Source organism: Marinibactrum halimedae, assembly GCF_021234875.1.
GTDB lineage: Bacteria > Pseudomonadota > Gammaproteobacteria > Pseudomonadales > Cellvibrionaceae > Marinibactrum > Marinibactrum halimedae.
The window spans coordinates 93,888-114,113 of record NZ_JAJQVM010000008.1 but is presented as its reverse complement, the minus strand read 5'-3'; the positions used below and the strand labels follow the sequence as shown (position 1 = coordinate 114,113).

The following is a 20,226-nucleotide window of genomic DNA, read 5'->3' as shown; positions in this document are numbered from 1 at the left end:
TAAATGAACCAATGAGCGTGAGCAATACTTAGCCCGCTCAGCTGTATGATGGAAATGCAATTTATGTCTGGAAATAGCATTGGCAAATTATTTACCGTGACCACTTTTGGCGAGAGTCACGGTCTTGCCTTAGGCGCCATTATCGATGGCTGCCCACCGGGGCTGGAACTGTCAGAAGCCGACTTGCAGTACGACCTAGATCGCCGCAAACCGGGCCAATCTCGGTTTACAACTCAACGACGAGAAGCGGACGAAGTAAAAATCTTATCTGGGGTGTTTGAAGGCAAAACGACTGGCACCCCCATTGGCTTACTGATCGAAAACACCGACCAACGGTCAAAAGATTACTCCAACATTAAAGATCAGTTCCGCCCAGCGCACGCGGACTACACCTATCTGCAAAAATACGGTGTCCGAGATTACCGTGGGGGTGGTCGATCTTCCGCCCGTGAAACCGCCATGCGGGTGGCCGCCGGTGCCATCGCCAAAAAATATTTGCACGTTCATTACGGCATTGAGATACAAGGCTATCTATCTCAATTAGGCCCGATTACCATCGACACTGTGGATTTCAATGAAATCGATAACAACCCGTTCTTTTGCCCTGACGCCAGCAAAGTGGATGCCATGGCTGATTACATGGCCGCTCTAAAGGGCAACTCTGTAGGCGCCAAAATCACCGTAGTCGCCAAAGGCGTCATGCCTGGATTAGGAGAACCCATTTTCGACAGGCTCGATGCCGAACTCGCCCACAGCTTAATGAGCATCAATGCAGTAAAAGGCGTAGAAATTGGTGCAGGGTTTGAGTGTGTTTCTCAGCTTGGCACCGAACATCGAGATGAAATGACCGCCGAAGGGTTCTTATCCAATCAAGCTGGCGGAATACTCGGAGGCATTTCTACCGGGCAAGACATCATCGCCAGTATTGCCCTAAAGCCCACCTCCAGCTTGCATATTCCAGGAAAAAGCATTGACCGATACGGCAACCCTGTGGAAGTGGTCACCAAAGGCCGACACGACCCCTGTGTGGGTATTCGAGCAACCCCCATTGCAGAAGCCATGATGGCCATTACACTGATGGATCACCTCTTACGCCACCGAGGTCAAAATGGGGATGTTCAACACGATGTCCCTGTCATTCCTGCTGAAGCACCCAATAACCCTTCATAATCATCTCACATTACTGGATGTGCTCTCGCTAGAGCCATCCAGGCAATTTCTTCCTGTTCATACCTCCATCGACAAACAACCCTCATTAGCCGAAAAGTTAACCTATTTTGCTTTTAAAACACTTTTTAATATAAAAAATCGGAATTAAAAAAAACGAATAAGTTTCCTTATATGCTATTTAGTTATGTAAACGTTTACATTTAATATTTTTTATTGAGCATAAAGCTGACGCCGATTATTCTTTTAGTGTGATCCAATACATTTTTCAGCGCACAGATTGAGAACTGCTAACGATCAAAACAAATTGTTCTCACAATAAATGAGGGACTATTCCAATGACAGAGACAAGCCCGGTTGCCATACTTGGCCATGCCGTTTCCACTACCCTAATCTTTTTACTTATAACAGCAACGAATGCTGTATTTGCGGATAATTGCCCTGCCGTAGATTGTGGTTGCGCCGAATTAAGTGATAATCATTTTCGTACTCAGTGCTTCACCCAAGAAAAACGCCTCAAAGAAGCCTGTGCCGATAACAATAAACAACCTACCAATTACTGCCATATTCAAGGGCGCAGTGCCACGCCCTCACTACTCAAGTTAGTATTAGGGCCTGTTATCACTCTTAACGACGATCAAATCGAAAACCTGGAAAGCAACATCGAAACCATGACATGGTCATTGCGTGATGACATGTCCAATATGATCAATGCTGAAGCGTCTGGGGAATTCAAGAAAGCACTAGGATGGCAAAAATCCTTCGCGCAAACCCGTGAAAGGATGTTTGCCACTCATCGACAAATGGCAGAAAGCTGGCTCACTATCGGGGAGCTTGACGACGCAAATGCTATCTGGGAGCAAGCCGCAAATGACGCGATGACCTACGGTGTTCAGCTACTGGAACACGGAAAGTCATTACAAGAAAAGCAAGACGCATCAGAAAGCAATAAAAAAGCGTACGCCGTATTAGCCCTAAGGGCACTACGCAATGCAGGAAAAGAATTTGAACGTGCTGGCGAAGCATTCCGTGCACACGGTGAATTTGAACAATCTGCCCAAGCTTGGGAACAAGCCGCTAAAGCCTCTATTCTTATTGCAGATTGGAAAGCACAACACGATAGTGAAGAGCGTGTTGTTAATTTTTATCGTTCTCAAGCCTCCAGCCGCTTCTATCAAGCAGCCATGCAATGGTCTATTGCTGGGGATAACACCAATGTTGACCTCGCCGTGGTAAACGCTGAAAAACACTTAACGCTAAAATTATAAAAAACACTGATAAAAAAACCGGATTGAGAGAAGCAGCTCTCAATCCGGTTTTTTCATTTACTTCCAGTGATACAGAACGTTTACTTGGGGAAGATAGACAGCTGCTTTAACGCAGTAGACTTTTAATGGCTCGATCTAACCCATCTAATGTCAGCGGAAACATTCTATCCTCCACTAACTGCTTGATCATTTGGATACTCTGGGTGTAATCCCAATACTGCTCTTGAACTGGATTTAGCCATACCACATTTTCAAACGTACGGGTTAAGCGTTTCATCCAGGTTGCCCCAGGCTCTTCATTCATAAACTCCACACTGCCGTACTGCGATACCACTTCATAAGGCGCCATACTGGCATCACCGACAAAAATGATTTTGTAGTCTCGGCTGTAGGTATGCATGATGTCGAACAGTTCGGTGGTTTCTGTCATGCGGCGCGCATTGTCTTTCCACACCGTCTGATAAATGAAGTTGTGAAAATAAAAATACTCCATGTGCTTAAACTCAGTTTTGCACGCAGAGAATAATTCTTCACACACTTCCACATACGGATCCATCGAACCACCCACATCGAAAAACAGCAATACTTTCACGGCATTGTGTCGCTCTCGAACCATTTTCAGGTCCAGTAAACCGGCATTACTGGCTGTAGAACGGATGGTGTCATCGAGATCCAATTCTTCATTAGAACCCGTGCGCGCAAATTTACGGAGTTTTCGAAGAGCAACTTTAATGTTCCGAGTGCCCAATTCGACGCTATCATCCAGATTTTTAAATTCACGTTTATCCCAGACTTTTACTGCACTTTTATTCCGACTTTCACCACCCACACGTATGCCTTCCGGGTTATACCCACTATTCCCGAAAGGAGACGTACCACCGGTTCCGATCCAACGGTTTCCGCCTTGGTGCCGCCCTTTTTGCTCTTCTAAGCGCTCTTTAAATTGTTTGATCAGCTCATCCAAGCCACCCAGTGAATCAATTTTCTTTTTTTCTTCCTCCGTGAGCTGCTTGATAAATTCACTTCGAATCCAGTCATCTGGAATCAACGCTTCAATCACATCGTCTAATCCTTCGATGTCTTTGAAATACGCACCAAATGCCCGATCAAATTTATCAAAATATTTTTCGTCTTTGATTAAACAGGTACGAGAAAGTAAGTAGAAATCATCCACACTGGCAAAGGCCAATCCCTTTTCCAATGCTTCTAACAACACCAGATATTCCTTTAACGATACCGGAATATCTGAATTTTTAAGCCCATAGAAAAAGTTAATTAACATGGATACCGCCTAAGCAAAGGTCTAAATTAACGCTTTTCACGACGCGTCATGAACGCTAAACGTTCCAGCAAGTGCACATCCTGCTCATTTTTCAATAACGCACCATAAAGAGGTGGAATCGCTTTGGTGGTATCACGATTGGTAAGAATTTCTTCAGGGATGTCATCGGCCAATAAGAGTTTTAACCAATCAACTAATTCAGATGTGGACGGCTTTTTCTTTAAACCCGGAATTTTTCTGAGGTCGAAAAATACATCCAGCGCGTGCTGAACCAAAGACTTTTTGATCTCTGGGAAGTGCACCGAGACAATTTGTTGCATGGTGTCGCGATCGGGGAAATTAATGTAATGGAAGAAACAACGACGCAAAAACGCATCGGGTAACTCTTTTTCGTTGTTACTGGTAATAATCACGATTGGGCGCTTATTGGCTCGAATCGTTTCACCGGTTTCGTAAACAAAGAATTCCATTTTGTCTAATTCCACCAATAAATCATTGGGGAATTCAATATCCGCTTTATCCACCTCATCAATTAAAAGCACGACTTGCTCATCAGAATCGAAAGCTTCCCACAACTTTCCTTTTTTTATGTAATTACCGATATCGTGGACTTTATCGTTACCCAACTGCGAATCGCGCAGACGAGACACAGCATCGTATTCGTACAATCCTTGCTGGGCTTTTGTGGTTGACTTGATGTGCCACTGAATGAGCTTCATTCCGAGACTCTCTGCGACTTCTTCGGCCAACATGGTTTTACCAGTACCCGGCTCTCCTTTCACCAATAGTGGGCGCTGCAACGTGACAGCCGCATTTACTGCCATGGTTAAATCGTCTGTGGCGACGTACTTATCCGTTCCGCTAAAACTCACAATTTCTCTCCTACTCTTTATTCGGCCACATTTATTTAATCGGCCACATTGGATAGCTCAAAACATGCATCACTGCGTGATTTATTTAATCGATATATTACGTCACTACGGTGACGTTTAGTTCAAACGATTGTTCACGGCTTTATCATACGTCTTCGAGCGTAACACAAACCCTTGTCGAGCTAATGCCCGTTTTAGGCCAATTGAATGACGATCTCGCGCAACAAATTCTCAAGATGCAATGCAAAAGCTTGGCAGAGAAAAAGTTTCAAGCGTATACTTTGCCCACGCTCTCGGGGCGCCGACTGTACTGACTTTTGCTATCACCTCCTCAGGCTTTGGCCATTGGAATTTTCTTTATCAAGAGAAATCCGGTTTTTAGTGAGAAGCAGCTACGCTGTAAATGGCTGAGATGTTTTTGAGCGCAATGGCAAACATTGCTCTGAAAACGGTCCCGCAGAACCTGACCCGGATAATGCCGGCGTAGGGAAGAGGCAAGACAAACTGACTAATTACTCATCAGTCGGTTTGTTATGGTAATGATGATACGTAGAACGTGTATTGATTTGGCGATGCCCCTTTCAATACCACCTACCTACAGCGGCCTTTTTACAGGTAGCGGTTGATGAATCAGCTTGGGTGATAAATGCCAAGCTCAACATCAGCCGTTTTGTTATCAACAACGCTGCCACCGCCACTCCCTGCGTCTTATTCCGTCTTCATAACAGATGTCTTGATAGCAATATCTCGATAATAAAATAGACAGTTTGAGGGCTTCACATGACGCAGAACACCACAAACGACTCCGCAACCGTCGATACCTTTACTCCCCCCAATAATGACCCAAAGCAATGTGAGCACCACATTCCAGAAGGCATTGAAATTCTTACCCGTGACCCACTGCCCGCCAGCCGGAAGGTGTACCTAACGCACCCAGACAACAGCAGTGTTCAAGTCCCTGCCCGCGAAATTTCACTGACTGACGGTACCAACATTACCGTCTACGACACCTCCGGCCCTTACACAGACCCTAACGCCGACATCGACGTGCATAAGGGTTTGCCAGACGTACGCTCTGCCTGGATTGACGCCCGCGAAGACACCGAATTCTATGAAGGTCGCAAAATTCAACCTGTCGATAATGGTCAACGCACCGACCTTGGTAACGATTCTGTACTGGCTCCAGCACTTCAACGCCAACCTCGCCGTGCTAAAAATGGCGGCAATGTGACGCAACTGCATTACGCTCGCAAAGGCATCATCACCCCAGAGATGGAATACATCGCACTGCGTGAAAACCAGCTTCGAGAAGCCTTAAGCAACGAGTTCACCACCGAAGAGCGCACCAAGCGTTTGGCGGGCAATTCTATGGGGGCGAATTTGCAGCCGATTACGGCGGAGTTTGTGCGCGAAGAAATCGCTCGCGGTCGCGCCATCATCCCGGCGAACATCAATCACACTGAGCTAGAGCCGATGATTATTGGCCGTAACTTCTTGGTGAAAGTGAACGCTAACATCGGCAATTCGGCGTTAAGTTCGAGCATTGAAGAAGAAGTGGAAAAGTTGGTGTGGTCTACCCGCTGGGGTGCAGACACCGTGATGGACTTGTCCACCGGTAAAAACATTCATGCGACGCGTGATTACATTATCCGTAATTCACCCGTGCCAATTGGAACCGTGCCACTTTACCAAGCGCTGGAAAAGGTCGATGGCATTGCCGAAAACCTTACTTGGGAACTCTATCGCGACACCCTTATTGAGCAAGCCGAGCAAGGGGTAGATTACTTCACCATTCACGCCGGTGTTCGCCAAGGGTTTATTGAGCTCGCCGCCGACCGTGTCACCGGTATTGTGTCCCGTGGTGGTTCCATCATGGCGAAATGGTGCATGGCCCATAACCAAGAAAATTTCCTCTACACCCACTTTGAGGAAATCTGTGAAATCATGAAAGCTTACGACGTCAGCTTCTCTTTAGGCGATGGCTTGCGCCCAGGTTCGGTTGCCGACGCTAACGATGCAGCCCAGTTTGCTGAACTGAGAACCCTTGGCGAGCTAGGCCAAATCGCCTGGAAACACGATGTACAAGTGATGATTGAAGGCCCAGGCCATGTACCGATGCACCTCATTCAAGAGAACATGACCGAACAGCTTAAGCACTGTGACGAAGCACCGTTCTACACCCTCGGCCCACTGACCACCGATATTGCACCAGGCTATGACCACATTACCAGTGGTATTGGTGCCGCCATGATTGGATGGTTTGGCTGCGCAATGTTGTGCTACGTGACACCCAAAGAGCATTTGGGTTTGCCGAATCGTGAGGATGTGAAAGCCGGTATGATCGCCTACAAGATCGCCGCGCACGCTGCGGATTTGGCCAAAGGCCATCCGGGTGCTCGTTACCGTGATGACATGTTGTCTAAGGCACGCTTTGAATTCCGCTGGGAAGATCAATTTAACCTGTCTCTCGACCCAGACACTGCTCGCAGCTTCCACGATGAGACCTTACCGAAAGAGTCAGCTAAGTCGGCTCACTTCTGTTCAATGTGTGGGCCGAAATTCTGTTCGATGAAAATCTCGCAAGAAGTGAAAGAGTACAAAACCCCAGCGACCGCTGAGGCATAAGCAATGACGCTGTCAAACGCTCCCAGCTTCGACTCTTCTCACAAACAATCCCCGCAAACCGCTGCGGTGGTCGGTGGCGGCATTGCAGGGTTGAGTGCGGCCTGGGGGCTGATACAACGTGGCATTTCTGTCACGTTGTTTGAGGCGTCGAAAGGGGGTTCTCCCAAAGGTGCCAGTTGGGCGGCCGGCGGTATGCTCACGCCCAATACCGAAGTTAACGCCTGCCCCATCGTATTAGGAGCAGGACGTGAAGCGTTGAAAGCCTGGCCCGATTTTATTGCCCATTTGAATCAGCATCTAACCACCCCTGTGCAGCTGCACCGAGGTGGCTGTGTGGTGGTCGCGCATCAGCAAGATCACGGCAGCTATTTGGCTTTCGAACAAAAAGCCGCTTACTTAAATCGAGAAGGCTCACCGGCCACCTTTTCAACGCTCAACCGAGCACAACTCTCCGATAAAAACTCGGTGCTCGGCCAGCGATTTAACGGCGGCCTTTGGTTCGACCAAGAAGCGTGGATACACCCAGAATCACTGACTTCAGGCTTAAGGCAGGCGTTACTGAGTGCCGGTTGCACGATGATGCAAGGCATCCGTGTGCAGACATTGGCCGCAAACAAAATCACTTTTGGCGCTTCTAACAAGGCGGCGTTGTCAGCAGAAATGGGCTTTGATCTTGTGGTGGATTGCCGAGGCACCGGAGCCAAAACCGACTTGCCTACGGTTCGTGGTGTGCGTGGCGAAACGATTGAAGTGTATGCCCCGGAAGTCATATTGAATCATCTGGTTCGCTTAATTCATCCTCGATACTCTATTTACGTCATTCCGAGAAAAGGCCAGCGGTTTTTAATTGGCGCGACCGAGATCGAATCTGAAGACGACGGGCCGATTACCCTGCGCTCGGCGATGGAGCTACTGTCTGCGGCCTACAGCTTACATTCGGGTTTTGCCGAAGCCAGGCTGCTGGATATGCGCAGCCAATGCCGACCGGCCCTGAGCAACAACGCGCCGATGATTGATTGGCACGACGGTATCCTCACCGTTAACGGCCTATATCGCCACGGTATTTTATTAACGCCATGGGTCATGCAGACCGTCATGAGCAAAGTGGCTGAGCATTCAACACCACCTCCGTCATCATCAACTTTTCAAACTTCATTGAACCGCTCATCCGCTGAGCGATTCACAACCCCAGTGGAAGCCTAATGATTCGCATAGTCTTTAACGGCGTTGAGCATCAATTGAGTGAAACCATCACGCTCTCAACGTTAACGGAGAAATTTGCTCCCAAAGAACAAAAATTTGCGGTTGCCGTAAACGAACAATTCGTTCCCAAATCGCTTTACGAAGAAACTTCCGTTCAAGACGGCGATACCATCGAATTACTCACCCCCATGGTGGGAGGTTAATATGACTTGGGAATTGGATGGAAACACCTTTGAAAGCCACTTATTGCTGGGCACGGCGCGTTACCCGTCTTTGACCACCATGAGTGACGCCATTACGGCCTCGGATACCGAAATCATCACAGTGTCGTTACGGCGCGAAAGCAGCAATGGTCAGTTTGGTGAAGCCTTTTGGAATCACATCAAACAACACGATGTACATATTCTGCCCAACACCGCTGGCTGTATGAGCGCCAAAGAAGCCATCACAACGGCGCTGATGGCACGAGAAGTCTTTGATACACACTGGATCAAACTGGAAGTCATCGGAAACGATCATACCTTGCAGCCCAACCCCTTCGAGCTAGTGAGCGCCGCTGAGGAGTTATCTCGACAAGGATTTGCCGTTTTCCCCTACACCACCGACGATTTAATTGTGTGTGAAAAACTCATGGAAGTTGGCTGTCACGTACTCATGCCTTGGGGCGCGCCCATCGGCAGTGGCAAAGGGCTAATGAACCCTTACGCCCTGCGAACCTTACGCAGTCATTTTCCAAATGTGCCGTTAATTGTCGATGCCGGTATTGGTGCACCGTCTCACGCTTGCCAAGCCATGGAATTAGGGTTTGACGGCATCTTACTGAACACCGCCGTCGCACAAGCCAATGATCCGGTTGCCATGGCAGCGGCGTTTAAACATGCGATAGAAGCCGGTCGTACCGGCTATCAAGCGGGCATTTTGCCAGAGCAAGACTTCGCTCAAGCCAGTACCCCAGAGCTGGGTAAACCATTCTGGCACGAATAAGTTATCGTCACCTTGCAGGCTCATCAATGAGCCTCAAATCGCCTCCCACAAAACACACATAAATCACTCCCATGACTCAATACACCCCAGAGCAGTCTTCAGTTGTCCTCGCCATTGGCGGTATCGACCCGGCTGGTTTTTCCGGACTACAAGCCGATATTAAAGCGCTGCATTCCATCGGTGCTCATTGTTATACCGTTCCCACTGCAATGACGGCTCAGCCCGCCCAGGCAGGCGAGCCCGCTCAAGTCTACCCAGTGAGTACGGAAGAGTTTGTTGCCCAGCTCAATGCCTGTCTTTCACACGAACGGCCTTCGGCGATCAAAGTGGGTCTTATGCCCAACCAAGGATTAGCAATCGCTCTCAAAAACTGGATCGGTGAGCACAACCTAACAGAGATTCCAGTGGTGTATGACCCCGTGTTCGCCAATACACTGAACAAATCTTTATTGGTTGACCCTCCCCAAGTCATTGTAGAAAGACTTCTGCCCATCACCACACTCATGACACCCAACCTGCTTGAAGCAGCGTTATGGTCAGAACAAATAGCCACTGAAGACGCCGATTTATCTAAACCTGAAACCTTTGCAAGGCAGTGGCGAAAAGCCGGTGCCCAGCAAATATTGGTAAAAGGCGGGCACAGTGATGACAGCTCAAGCACCGATTCCAACATGGTGAGTGATTATTTCATCGGGCTCGGCACTGGCGGGCCGCAAGCATTTTGGGTGAGCACACCCAAATTACCACTGAATCAACCCTGCCGAGGCACCGGTTGCAGCTTAGCATCTCTCATCGCCGGTATGATGGGGTTCGGTTACAGCGCCGCTGATGCCGTTGTGATCGCCAAACAACGTTTGCAAGAAGCCTTGTTTGCTCCCCTCAGCTTTGGTGAGTTTCTCAAACCGAATTTTCAAGCCATCAAACCAGCAACGATAAGCTCAACAGAAGCGGCCCAAATACCGTTAGAAAAACTGCCCTCTGTGCATTTTCCCTCTCAACCCTACCATTTTAATTTCCCCTCTTGCGGAGATTCCCCCCTCGGACTTTACCCCGTTGTGGATAGCGCCGAATGGATTGAACGTTTGCTTTCCCTTGGGGTAACCACCATTCAATTGCGCGCAAAAAACCTAAAAGGCGAAGCCCTTGAGAGAGAAATTCAAAGCGCCATCGCCATTGCCGAACGCTTTAATACTCGGTTATTCATTAATGATTATTGGGAATTGGCAATCAAACACGGCGCCTATGGCGTTCATTTAGGGTATGAAGATTTGCAAACCGCCGACCTTCATCAATTGGAAAAACATCAATTAAGACTTGGCTTAAGTACTCACTGCCACTACGAACTTGCCCATGCGCTGAGCGTAAAACCCTCTTATGTGGCCAGCGGCCCAGTATTTCACACCAATACTAAAGACATGCCATGGCGTCCCCAAGGAATTGATGGGGTATCTTACTGGCGTAAACTGGTTGATTGCCCCCTAGTGGCCATTGGCGGATTGAATGAATCTCATTTCAAAGCACTGTGTGAAGCCGGTGCCGATGGGATTGCCATGATCACCGCCATTACCCATGCCAAGGACGCTGAAGGAACAACTCAACGCTTTATGGATATCATTAAATCGGCTGTGAATGAAACCTATGACCAAAAAACACTGTAACCTGGCCACACAACCGCTGTGAACAACATCACCGTTCAGGTGCAGTTTGGATCAACCTCGTTATGGTTACCTCATCATTAAGACGCCACATGATTAGGCGGAAAGCAATAGAGGTAATGATAATGAAAAATAATCATCGCACCGTTTTTAGGGGTCATTTTTCGATGCTGATTGCCATCGTACTGATGGTAATCAGCCCCATGAGCTTCGCCACCAAAACAACACCTTCATATCAATACCACCTGACTGAAGGCACTTTTCAAACGGCTGGCTACGATGCAAACGACAACCCAAAACATGCTCGACACTGGCGACGTAACAACCGAAATAAATCGGAATACGTAGAGTCACGCGCTGCAGGCGGCAATGGTGGGCGAGCTTTTTCCGATGACGCCACTGCACATTTACATGTACGAAAAGTACAAGTGTGGGCTGGGCGTTACGTTGATGCGATTCGCTTTGTTTACGATGAAAGAAAAGGAAAAAAATGGGGTGGCCGTGGTGGCGACTATCATGAATTCCGACTGCGCCCAGGTGAATACATTGTTGGCATTCGCTATCGAGCAGGAAAGTACATCGACGCCATCCAATTTATCACCAATTTACGAAGCTCTCGTTTTATGGGGGGTAAAGGAGGAAGTACCGGTATTATGTATGTGCCGGAAGGTTATGAAGTTACTGGCATGTATGGTCGGGATGGTAATTTGATTGATCAATTAGGATTAATTGGTCGAAGAATGTAAAACATTATTAAATACGATTCAGCGCTGAATGAAGATACCTCCTTCAGCGCCTCTCAAAAAATTGGATGTCAAAAACACAACATCTAAGACATTAAATAAAAATAGCTAACGCTCTCTTACTCAAACATTTTAAACGCGTCGTCAACGGGTGTCTCATACAAACTATTCGTGTAATTACTCATCACTTTATGACTAATACCAAGCACAATTTGTAATAAATGCTTATCTGAATAGCCCACTTCTGAAAAACGAGCCCATAACTCTTCACTTAAGTGCCCTCTACTCTCAAGAATATGCTCAGTGACCTCACGCAGCACTTGCAACTTAGGGTCATCCAAAGGAGCGTGTTCCCGAATTCTCGCCGTAATTGCATCATCAACCTTCATAGACTTGGCGATAGCCGTATGCCCCGGTACACAATAGTGACACTGGTGATACACATTTATGGTTTGCCACACCACCGTCAGCTCTTCATTAGAAAAATCAGACGATTGAAATAGCTGAGTTATGGTTTGGTACCCTTTTAATAATTCAGGAGACTCCGCCATAACACCGTGTAAATTTGGAATCATGCCAAATGCTTTATTAGAAGACTCAAGTAACGGTTTTGCCGCTTCTGGCGCAGATTCAAGCGTATGTATCGTCGTATTCATCATTGTTCTCCTTATCGTTTGAGAAATCAAAATTTCAAGCAACAAAGAATTTATAGTAATACGAAAATATCACAAATCTATGCAAACGGGATTACAAAAACATCCAAACCGGACTCAAGATGTTTTGTGTATAAAATGAGAGGACTAAAAAGGCGTCTACTCAATAACACAGACGCCCCTAGGCTGGTAAAAACTAGACTGGTAAAAAAGTGAAGTGATGTAAATTACTGATTCACTGCCACCATTTGGCCATTACCCAAATGATCCACATGCAAAACCAATTGCAATTTATTGTCTTCTTTCTCAGCATCTTTTCCATTCAACAATAATGTCGAACCCACTGGATAAACGCCTTGTGGCATACCTTCAGGGAAAGTAAACGTAAATTCATTTTGAAAACGACCACCAGCTTCATTTTTCGGGTTGACCACTTTGGTAAGATCTTTAAGTGGCTTGGTGTTGTCTTCATTATCGTAAATCGTTAAACGCTCTTGCACACGTACATTCTTATCATCACGGCCAGGCACCACTTCTACCGTAGACGCAATAACCACTTTTGTTCCTGGCTCAATAATATCGCCATTTACCGATTCTGCATCATACAACGAAGCCACTGTGGTTTTAGGCAATTTTTTATGCTTTTTCTTATACTCTGCCACCACATCATTTTCTGTGGATACTTGTTTAGATCGATAGTCAACTACCATATCAGCGATTAACTTAATGGCAACGGCACTGGCACCGACGATTGCAGCCGCTTTTAATTTCTCACGAGACTTACAGGAATCATCGCCCTTTTTACATTTCTTATCAGATTTATCCACGGCTTTTTCTAAATCTTTTAAAGAAAATCCTGCGTTCACATTAGGTGATAACGTGGCTACAGAAAAACCACCAACGGTCATCGCGGTTGCAATGGCTAAAGATAATAAAGATTTCATATAAACTCCTTTTTGGTGTTACGACTCACTAAAGTGATGACTTCACCGTTAATTAATCATGATGGATTTTTTCAGTGCTGCTTGAGCATCCTCTGCTTTTTTTCGTAATCGCAGAGCACTTGGGTGCTTTGGCACAATGTCCAAGGCAGATTCAGATTTAGCAATTGCACAACTGTAATTGCGCCTATCCAAACATGCTTGGGCCTGTGTCAAAATTTTTCTTACCGTTCGTTCATCGGCATTGGCTTGTTGCTTTGCCAATATTGCTTGCTGTTTGATGCTGACTGCCTCCGTGTTCACATCATCAATCGCCAGAATTTGATCAGCTTTTGCAATCACACACCCGTAATCTTGCTGACGTTGGCAATTTTTTGCTGACGACATTAGCGCCGAAATTTTTGCACTCCGCTCAGAGGCCTGCTCAGCTAATATTTCTTTTCTGCTCATTAGCGCCTGGGATAGTGCTTCAACAGAAGGATGAGCCGAATCAATGGCCTTTGCTTCATCGAGAAATAATGTAGCACATTCTAAATCTTGGTTATCTAAACATTTCTGCGCTTGAGCAATGACTGTAGTCACTTTTTGCGATTGTTTAATCTGCTCTATCTCCGCAAGACGTTGTTGGGCTTCTGCATCCTCTGACAACTGATCCAGTAACTCTCTCGCTCTCACAGATGCACAATCATAATCGCCAGAGGTAAAACACGACCGCATTCCTGCACGAAGGTCGTCGATGGCCTTGGTAAATTGCTGATCTTTTAAACCTTCAATGGATTTATCGTAAAGCGCTTTTGCATTGCTATCATTAGGGGCTAAGTTTTTTACGACCAAACTGTTATCAATCGCACACTGATAGTTACCCTGCTCGAAACATTGATTGGCCACATCGAGTTTCTCGGCAATGGTATTAGCCACACTTAATTCGGCTTGATAACTCTCGTAACCAAACCAGGCCGCCAAACCGATAGCCACAAAGGTTGTGGCGGCAATACCGCGCACCCAAGGGGATCGTCTGCGGGGCAACAGGTGATACATAAATTGTTCGGTGGATTTCCAGCGGTCTTCCCGCTTTAACGCCAAGCCTTTGGTTAGCGCCTTCCACTCTCGATTGGTCAGGCCATCCGGGCGCTTCGGTTTTAACCCTTCTTCAATCGCTTTATTGGCGGGGGTTTTATCGTAAGGATGCTCACCACAGAGCATCTCGTACAGCACACATGCCAAGGCATACACATCATCAGAGAAACAAGGTGTCTCCCCTTGGAACATTTCCAAACTGGCATAACCGGGGGTTAACGCCCCTAAAGAGCCTGGGTCAAAATCATTCCCACCTTGTGTACTGCCCGCACCTTGGCCATCGGCAATCGCCGTTTTACTGCCCACTGACGCCGCCCTTGCAATGCCAAAATCCAATACTTTAGCGGCATTATCGACCGTGACGAAAACATTACCAGGTTTAAAGTCCGAGTGAATTAAATCTCGCTTGTGGGCGTAAGCCAAGGCAGCACACATGTCCGTGAATAAATGCAGAGCCTGTTTTTTGCCTAAACCGACCCCTTTATGTTCTTTCAGTACTTTATCAAGCGGGGTGCCTTCTAATAACTCCATGGTCATGTAAATGGTATTACCATCACGATCAAAGTCATGAACGGTAACAATATTAGGGTGGGCCAATGTTTGGCTAATGGCAGTTTCTTTTTGTAGGGCTTTAAACGCATCCGGGTGATCTTTAAAACTGCGCCCCAATACTTTAGCAGCCACGTAAGGGTTCCGGTCTTCCGCTTCGACCTTGCGTAAATCTTTTGCTTTATACACCACCCCCATACCACCACGTCCTAGTACTCTTTCAAGCACAAAACGCTTTTTCAGCATCTTACCTTTCACGTTCATGGCTTTTTGAGCCAAATCACGAGCGGCCTGAAAGCCTTTGGAATTAGACGTGCTGTCTGTGGAGGCTACGTATTCGGTGTAATCGCTAGAAGCACCCTTTGCTGAACTTGTTTCTGGATTATGAACATCAGCCATTCGCGCACCATGGGCTTGCTGTGCGATAGGTTTCTGTGCGGTGGATTTCTTTGAGTACGAGGGGGGCGAAGATGATTTCTTTGATGAAGAGCCCTGCGAAGGCGGATTAGAACTTGAAACAAAAACGGTTGCCTCATCTGTCGAAACGGCCTGAGCCTTTTTCGATAAAGACGGAACAATTCGAGTGGACTCCTCCTCTTTATTTGAAGAAGATGATGGAGTCGAGTCCGTCGTTTTCTTTGATGAAACAATTTCAGTAGCAGCATTATCACGGTGCTCTGATGAATTTTTTTTCTCTACAGTCACTGAAAGATGCTCTCCTTTTCACTGCTTTCATTTTAATTCATATGGTTCGAATTTTGGCAAACACAATTGAGCAAATTATATCTCAATTTCACATACAATAGAGGAACGCCAACACATTTCCCTTTATCAGTACTGATATTATCTGTAATTCTATCTATTCAGTACTCAACTGACTTTTGAATAAAATGTTTTGAATAAAATGTGTCGCCAAAAACACTTTAAAATAATATAAAACTCTAATGGCGACACACTCCATTAAACTATCTCTTTTTGTTTTTGGGCCTGGAAAAACGTGATTTTCCATTGGTACTGCCTGAGGAAGTGGGCCGATGCTTGGAAGAAGTACGATGCCCCCCCTGCTTTCCAGCTTCGGACGTCTGCTTGCTTCGTTGCGAACCCGATTTGGGCAGCGCCTGCTGTCGCTTATCCCCTCTGGCCATTTTTGCTGTCGAAGCAGAATGAGCACGACCTGAGCCACCGCCACTTTTAGTTCGAGCGCCACTTTTAGTTCGAGCGCCACTACCTTCTGAGGGAGGAGGAACTAACGCTTTCGTGCCGAAACCAATTAAATCTTCGCGCCCCATTTGCTTTAAGGCTTCACGTAATCGAGGCCAATTTTCAGGGTCGTGATAGCGCAGAAACGCTTTCTGGGTTCGACGCTGTTCTAAATTTTTGGGGGTATAGACTTTCTCAGTTTTATAACCGATTTTTTTCAGAGGATTACGCTCTGAGTGATACATCGCGGTCGCTAACGACATGGGCGATGGATAGAACGTCTGCACTTGATCGACTTCAAAATTATGCTCTTTTAACCAACGAGCTAAATTCATCATGTCTTCATCTTCGCAACCTGGGTGCGCCGCAATAAAGTACGGGATAAGATATTGCTTTTTACCCGCCTCCTCAGAAAATTGATAAAACATTTTCTCAAAACGTTCGTACGTCCCCATACCGGGTTTCATCATCTTACTGAGTGTGCCTTGCTCACTGTGCTCAGGGGCAATTTTCAAATACCCGCCCACATGATGTGTTACCAATTCTTTTACGTATTCGGGGTCTTCTACTGCCAAGTCGTATCGTAATCCAGAGGCAATGGCAATGGTGTGTACCCCTTCTATTTTTCTCGCCTTACGATAAAGCTGTGTCGTTTCACTATGATCGGTTTTTAAATTCGGGCAAATACTTGGGTAAACACAACTCAAACGCCGACAGGATGCTTGAATTTCCGGGTCTTTACAGTTGAGCTTATACATATTAGAAGTCGGCCCGCCCAAGTCCGAAATCGTACCGGTAAATCCTGGAACCTTATCCCGAATTTCTTCAATTTCTCGTAAAATTGATTCTTGAGAACGACTTTGAATGATCCGCCCTTCATGTTCAGTAATAGAACAAAAGGTACACCCCCCGAAACAACCCCGCATGATATTGACGGAAGTTTTAATCATGTCATAGGCCGGAATACGCTGGCCATTATAGGAGGGGTGTGGAATACGCTGATAAGGTAAACCGAAGACCGCATCCATTTCATCGGTCTCCAGAGGTATCGGTGGAGGGTTAACCCAGATATGACGATTACCGTGCTTTTGAATCAACGCGCGGGCATTATGAGGGTTTGACTCTTGGTGCAGTACCCGCGAAGCATGAGCATACAAAACGGAGTCTTTACTGACCTTTTCGAAACTGGGTAAGCGTATACAGGTTTTAGCGGGATCTAAATCTTCTTCCCACCGACGCAACGGCATAGGCACAATGCGAATTGGCTCAACCGTCTCACTCGCCTGCTCTACCTCCCCTTGTAGAGGTTCATCGGTAATATTGCCCTCGGCATCCACGTTTTTTTGATCATGGACATACTCATAAGGGCTCGGGATTTGATCAATCTTGCCGGGCCAATCCACTCGTGAGGAATCTAGCTCTGTAAACCCTGGTGGCGTCCCCTGAGTAATAATCGCCGTACCCCGAAGATCAGTAATGGACGACACCGGCTCACCAGCGCCCAATCGATGAGTCAGGTCTACAATGGCCCGTTCTGCATTACCGTAAAGAAGAATATCGGCTGTAGAATCAATAAGGACAGAACGACGAACTTTATCACTCCAATAATCGTACTGAGCAATACGACGTAAACTGGCCTCAATGCCACCGATCACCACCGGCACCTCTTTCCAGGCCTCTTTACACTTTTGACTGTACACAATTACGGCGCGATTAGGGCGTTTTCCCGCTTCACCGCCTGGGGTGTAGGCATCATCATGACGAATACGCAGGTCTGCGGTGTAGGCGTTAATGAGCGAGTCCATATTTCCAGCAGTAATACCAAAATAGAGATTTGGCTTCCCCAACCGCATAAAGTCCGTCGTATCTCGCCAATCTGGCTGAGCAATTACCCCCACTCGATAACCCTGAGCTTCTAACAATCGCCCCATCACTGCCATACCAAAACTTGGGTGGTCAACATAAGCATCGCCAGTCACGATGATGACATCGCAAGTGTCCCAACCCAACCTATCCATCTCTTCACGAGACGTCGGTAAAAACGGCGCAGTGCCATAGCACTCAGCCCAGTATTTGGGGAAGGAAAAAAGATTTGGGGCAGAAACAGGCATATCAGGTCAACTCATTTGAAAGTGCACGTATTTTCCCAGAAGTTAGACCAAAGTCATAGAGCCCAGTTGTCTACCTGCACCAAATAAAGAGAGCAAGATCATACCGTAACACATCAAAAATATTACATCGTTTTCTAAAAAAGCCCGATACACTAAAAATCAGAATAACGACGAACAAAAACAAAACAACTGGCCATGCTCAAAAGGCTAGCCGCCCTCAATTTCGCCTGAGTAAATATCTATGAACACAATAAAAAATCCGATTCTACCTGGCTTTAATCCAGACCCGTCTATTTGCCGTGTGGGGGAAGATTACTATATTGCCACCTCCACCTTTGAATGGTTTCCGGGTATTCAAATTCATCACTCTAAAGACCTTGTAAACTGGCGACTACTCACACGAGCTTTATCAGAAGTGCGATTACTGGACTTAACCGGTATCGATAATTCTGGTGGCTGCTGGGCACCGGCGCTCACCCACGCAGATGGCAAATTCTGGCTAACTTATGCCAATATGAGAGCTTTCCGTGGTGGAAGCTGGATGTCACCCCGCTGTTATTTAATTACCGCAGACTCTATTGAAGGCCCTTGGTCAGACCCGGTATCTATTAATGCATTTGGTTTTGATCCGTCTATTTTTCATGATGATGACGGTAAGAAATACATACTGAATATGATTTGGGATGGCCGTTTAAATAAGAATTTTTTTGGCGGCATTGTGCTTCAAGAATATGATCCTATAGCACAAAAAAATATCGGCGAAATACAGACCATTTTTCATGGCACCGAATGCGGCTTTACGGAAGGACCGCAAATGTTTAAGAAAGACGGCTACTATTATTTAGTGACAGCGGAGGGCGGAACGGGTTTTCATCATGCGGTTACCGTGTGCCGCTCGAGAAATATTGCAGGCCCATACGAAGTGCATCCCAATAACCCTGTTATTACCTCAGAATTCAAAGGTGATGCCCCTTTGCAACGTACTGGCCATGGTTTTTTTGTAGAAACACAGTCCAATGAATGGTACATGTCGCATTTACTAGGCCGTCCTGTGGACAACCCAGAGGGCTATAATTTTGTACCGAAGTTCGCACGCGGTTTCAGTATTTTAGGCAGAGAAAGCGGCTTACAAAAAATCAAATGGGAAAATGATTGGCCTTATCTTTATAATGGCACCAATACCGGCGAGCTCAATGTGATTGCCCCCGACTTACCGGCTCACCCTTGGCCTTCAGAAAGCCTGAATGATGACTTTGAAAGCGATCAGCTCAATCCTCATTTTCAATCTCTAAGACAACCAATAGAAGAGCGATGGTGTTCACTGAAAGCACGGCAAGGCTACCTACGTTTAACTGGACGAGATTATTTATACTCGAATTACGATCAAAGCTTTATCGCAAGACGTATTCAACATTTTGAATTTTCTGCTGAGACAGAATTGGATTATTCACCAGAATACATTCAACAAATGGCCGGGCTTGTCGTGTATTACGATAAAGGCAATCATTATTTCTTAAAAGTCAGTATTGACGACAATCACGCTCGCACTCTGCAAATTGTGGGGCATATTAATGATCAATACAACGAATACGGCACACCTGTTGTTGTTCCTGATGGCCCCATTAAACTTAAGGTAACACTGGGTGAGTGCTGGTATCAGTTTTATTGGCAAACAAACAGTGGGTGGTCCCCCATTGGACCTAAGCTAAACGCCACCTGCTTATCCGATGAGTTTGGCGACGATATTTTTCGTTTTACCGGCAGTTTTGTTGGAATTTTCGCAGCCGACGTATCTGGATTGAATAAACACGCGGATTTCTCTTATTTTTATTATTCAGAAAACAGCCAATAGCCACCTCAACCTCCCTTTCTTACAGCGAGCCGCGTGCTCGCTGA

At 46.4% G+C, this 20,226-nt stretch carries 14 protein-coding genes and 1 pseudogene; 9 read left to right on the top strand and 6 right to left on the bottom strand.

Annotated elements, in window-relative coordinates; genetic code table 11:
- Positions 1-63: 63 nt before the first annotated feature.
- Complete coding sequence (gene aroC, locus LU351_RS06700) at positions 64-1,170, top strand: chorismate synthase (protein ID WP_232593289.1); 1,107 nt, start codon at positions 64-66, stop codon at positions 1,168-1,170.
- Positions 1,171-1,505: 335 nt separating this feature from the next.
- The gene (locus tag LU351_RS06695) at positions 1,506-2,435 is read left to right on the top strand and encodes a hypothetical protein (protein ID WP_232593288.1); all 930 of its coding nucleotides are present in this window, start codon (positions 1,506-1,508) and stop codon (positions 2,433-2,435) included.
- Positions 2,436-2,541: 106 nt separating this feature from the next.
- Here the strand turns inward: LU351_RS06695 and LU351_RS06690 are convergent, their stop codons facing one another.
- A complete protein-coding gene (locus LU351_RS06690; protein ID WP_232593287.1) occupies positions 2,542-3,717 on the bottom strand; it encodes a vWA domain-containing protein in 1,176 nt (391 codons plus the stop codon).
- A 26-nt stretch (positions 3,718-3,743) separates the two neighbouring features.
- Complete coding sequence (locus tag LU351_RS06685; RefSeq protein ID WP_232593286.1) at positions 3,744-4,589, bottom strand: AAA family ATPase; 846 nt, start codon at positions 4,587-4,589, stop codon at positions 3,744-3,746.
- A gap of 864 nt (positions 4,590-5,453) precedes the next feature.
- Between LU351_RS06685 and thiC the strand changes: the two are divergent.
- The 6 genes and pseudogenes from thiC to LU351_RS06655 all read left to right on the top strand — a co-directional run.
- Positions 5,454-7,187, top strand: a pseudogene (gene thiC / locus LU351_RS06680) (phosphomethylpyrimidine synthase ThiC); the annotation flags it as partial.
- Positions 7,188-7,217: 30 nt separating this feature from the next.
- Positions 7,218-8,417, top strand: a complete 1,200-nt coding sequence (thiO, locus tag LU351_RS06675; protein WP_232593285.1) for a glycine oxidase ThiO — start codon at positions 7,218-7,220, stop codon at positions 8,415-8,417.
- Positions 8,417-8,620: a sulfur carrier protein ThiS gene (gene thiS, locus LU351_RS06670; protein WP_232593284.1), complete on the top strand. Its 204-nt coding sequence runs from the start codon at positions 8,417-8,419 to the stop codon at positions 8,618-8,620. Before thiO ends, thiS begins: the two co-directional genes overlap by 1 nt.
- A 1-nt stretch (position 8,621) precedes the next feature.
- A complete protein-coding gene (locus LU351_RS06665) occupies positions 8,622-9,401 on the top strand; it encodes a thiazole synthase (protein WP_232593283.1) in 780 nt (259 codons plus the stop codon).
- 71 nt (positions 9,402-9,472) lie between these two features.
- The gene (gene thiE / locus LU351_RS06660) at positions 9,473-11,059 is read left to right on the top strand and encodes a thiamine phosphate synthase (protein WP_232593282.1); all 1,587 of its coding nucleotides are present in this window, start codon (positions 9,473-9,475) and stop codon (positions 11,057-11,059) included.
- 122 nt (positions 11,060-11,181) lie between these two features.
- The gene (locus LU351_RS06655; RefSeq protein WP_232593281.1) at positions 11,182-11,802 is read left to right on the top strand and encodes a jacalin-like lectin; all 621 of its coding nucleotides are present in this window, start codon (positions 11,182-11,184) and stop codon (positions 11,800-11,802) included.
- 116 nt (positions 11,803-11,918) lie between these two features.
- On the opposite strand, the gene LU351_RS06650 is transcribed toward LU351_RS06655, so the two are convergent.
- The 4 genes from LU351_RS06650 to LU351_RS06635 all read right to left on the bottom strand — a co-directional run bounded on the left by LU351_RS06650 (position 11,919) and on the right by LU351_RS06635 (position 18,330).
- The gene (locus LU351_RS06650) at positions 11,919-12,458 is read right to left on the bottom strand and encodes a carboxymuconolactone decarboxylase family protein (RefSeq protein ID WP_232593280.1); all 540 of its coding nucleotides are present in this window, start codon (positions 12,456-12,458) and stop codon (positions 11,919-11,921) included.
- A gap of 221 nt (positions 12,459-12,679) precedes the next feature.
- Complete coding sequence (locus LU351_RS06645; protein WP_232593279.1) at positions 12,680-13,396, bottom strand: hypothetical protein; 717 nt, start codon at positions 13,394-13,396, stop codon at positions 12,680-12,682.
- Positions 13,397-13,444: 48 nt separating this feature from the next.
- Positions 13,445-15,724, bottom strand: a complete 2,280-nt coding sequence (locus LU351_RS06640; RefSeq protein WP_232593278.1) for a serine/threonine-protein kinase — start codon at positions 15,722-15,724, stop codon at positions 13,445-13,447.
- Between the two features lie 260 nt (positions 15,725-15,984).
- Positions 15,985-18,330: a YgiQ family radical SAM protein gene (locus LU351_RS06635; RefSeq protein WP_232593277.1), complete on the bottom strand. Its 2,346-nt coding sequence runs from the start codon at positions 18,328-18,330 to the stop codon at positions 15,985-15,987.
- Between the two features lie 241 nt (positions 18,331-18,571).
- Here LU351_RS06635 and LU351_RS06630 point away from each other — a divergent pair, with 241 nt between their 5' ends.
- The gene (locus LU351_RS06630; RefSeq protein ID WP_232593276.1) at positions 18,572-20,182 is read left to right on the top strand and encodes a glycoside hydrolase family 43 protein; all 1,611 of its coding nucleotides are present in this window, start codon (positions 18,572-18,574) and stop codon (positions 20,180-20,182) included.
- The last annotated feature ends 44 nt before the right edge of the window (positions 20,183-20,226 follow it).

Coding starts and splice junctions, on each gene's coding strand:
- LU351_RS06665 (WP_232593283.1), top strand. CDS start 8,622: ATGACTTGGGAATTGGATGGAAACACCTTTGAAAGCCACTTATTGCTG.
- LU351_RS06635 (WP_232593277.1), bottom strand. CDS start 18,330: ATGCCTGTTTCTGCCCCAAATCTTTTTTCCTTCCCCAAATACTGGGCT.
- LU351_RS06690 (WP_232593287.1), bottom strand. CDS start 3,717: ATGTTAATTAACTTTTTCTATGGGCTTAAAAATTCAGATATTCCGGTA.
- LU351_RS06655 (WP_232593281.1), top strand. CDS start 11,182: ATGAAAAATAATCATCGCACCGTTTTTAGGGGTCATTTTTCGATGCTG.
- LU351_RS06645 (WP_232593279.1), bottom strand. CDS start 13,396: ATGAAATCTTTATTATCTTTAGCCATTGCAACCGCGATGACCGTTGGT.
- LU351_RS06630 (WP_232593276.1), top strand. CDS start 18,572: ATGAACACAATAAAAAATCCGATTCTACCTGGCTTTAATCCAGACCCG.
- LU351_RS06695 (WP_232593288.1), top strand. CDS start 1,506: ATGACAGAGACAAGCCCGGTTGCCATACTTGGCCATGCCGTTTCCACT.
- thiO (WP_232593285.1), top strand. CDS start 7,218: ATGACGCTGTCAAACGCTCCCAGCTTCGACTCTTCTCACAAACAATCC.
- LU351_RS06650 (WP_232593280.1), bottom strand. CDS start 12,458: ATGATGAATACGACGATACATACGCTTGAATCTGCGCCAGAAGCGGCA.
- thiS (WP_232593284.1), top strand. CDS start 8,417: ATGATTCGCATAGTCTTTAACGGCGTTGAGCATCAATTGAGTGAAACC.
- thiE (WP_232593282.1), top strand. CDS start 9,473: ATGACTCAATACACCCCAGAGCAGTCTTCAGTTGTCCTCGCCATTGGC.
- aroC (WP_232593289.1), top strand. CDS start 64: ATGTCTGGAAATAGCATTGGCAAATTATTTACCGTGACCACTTTTGGC.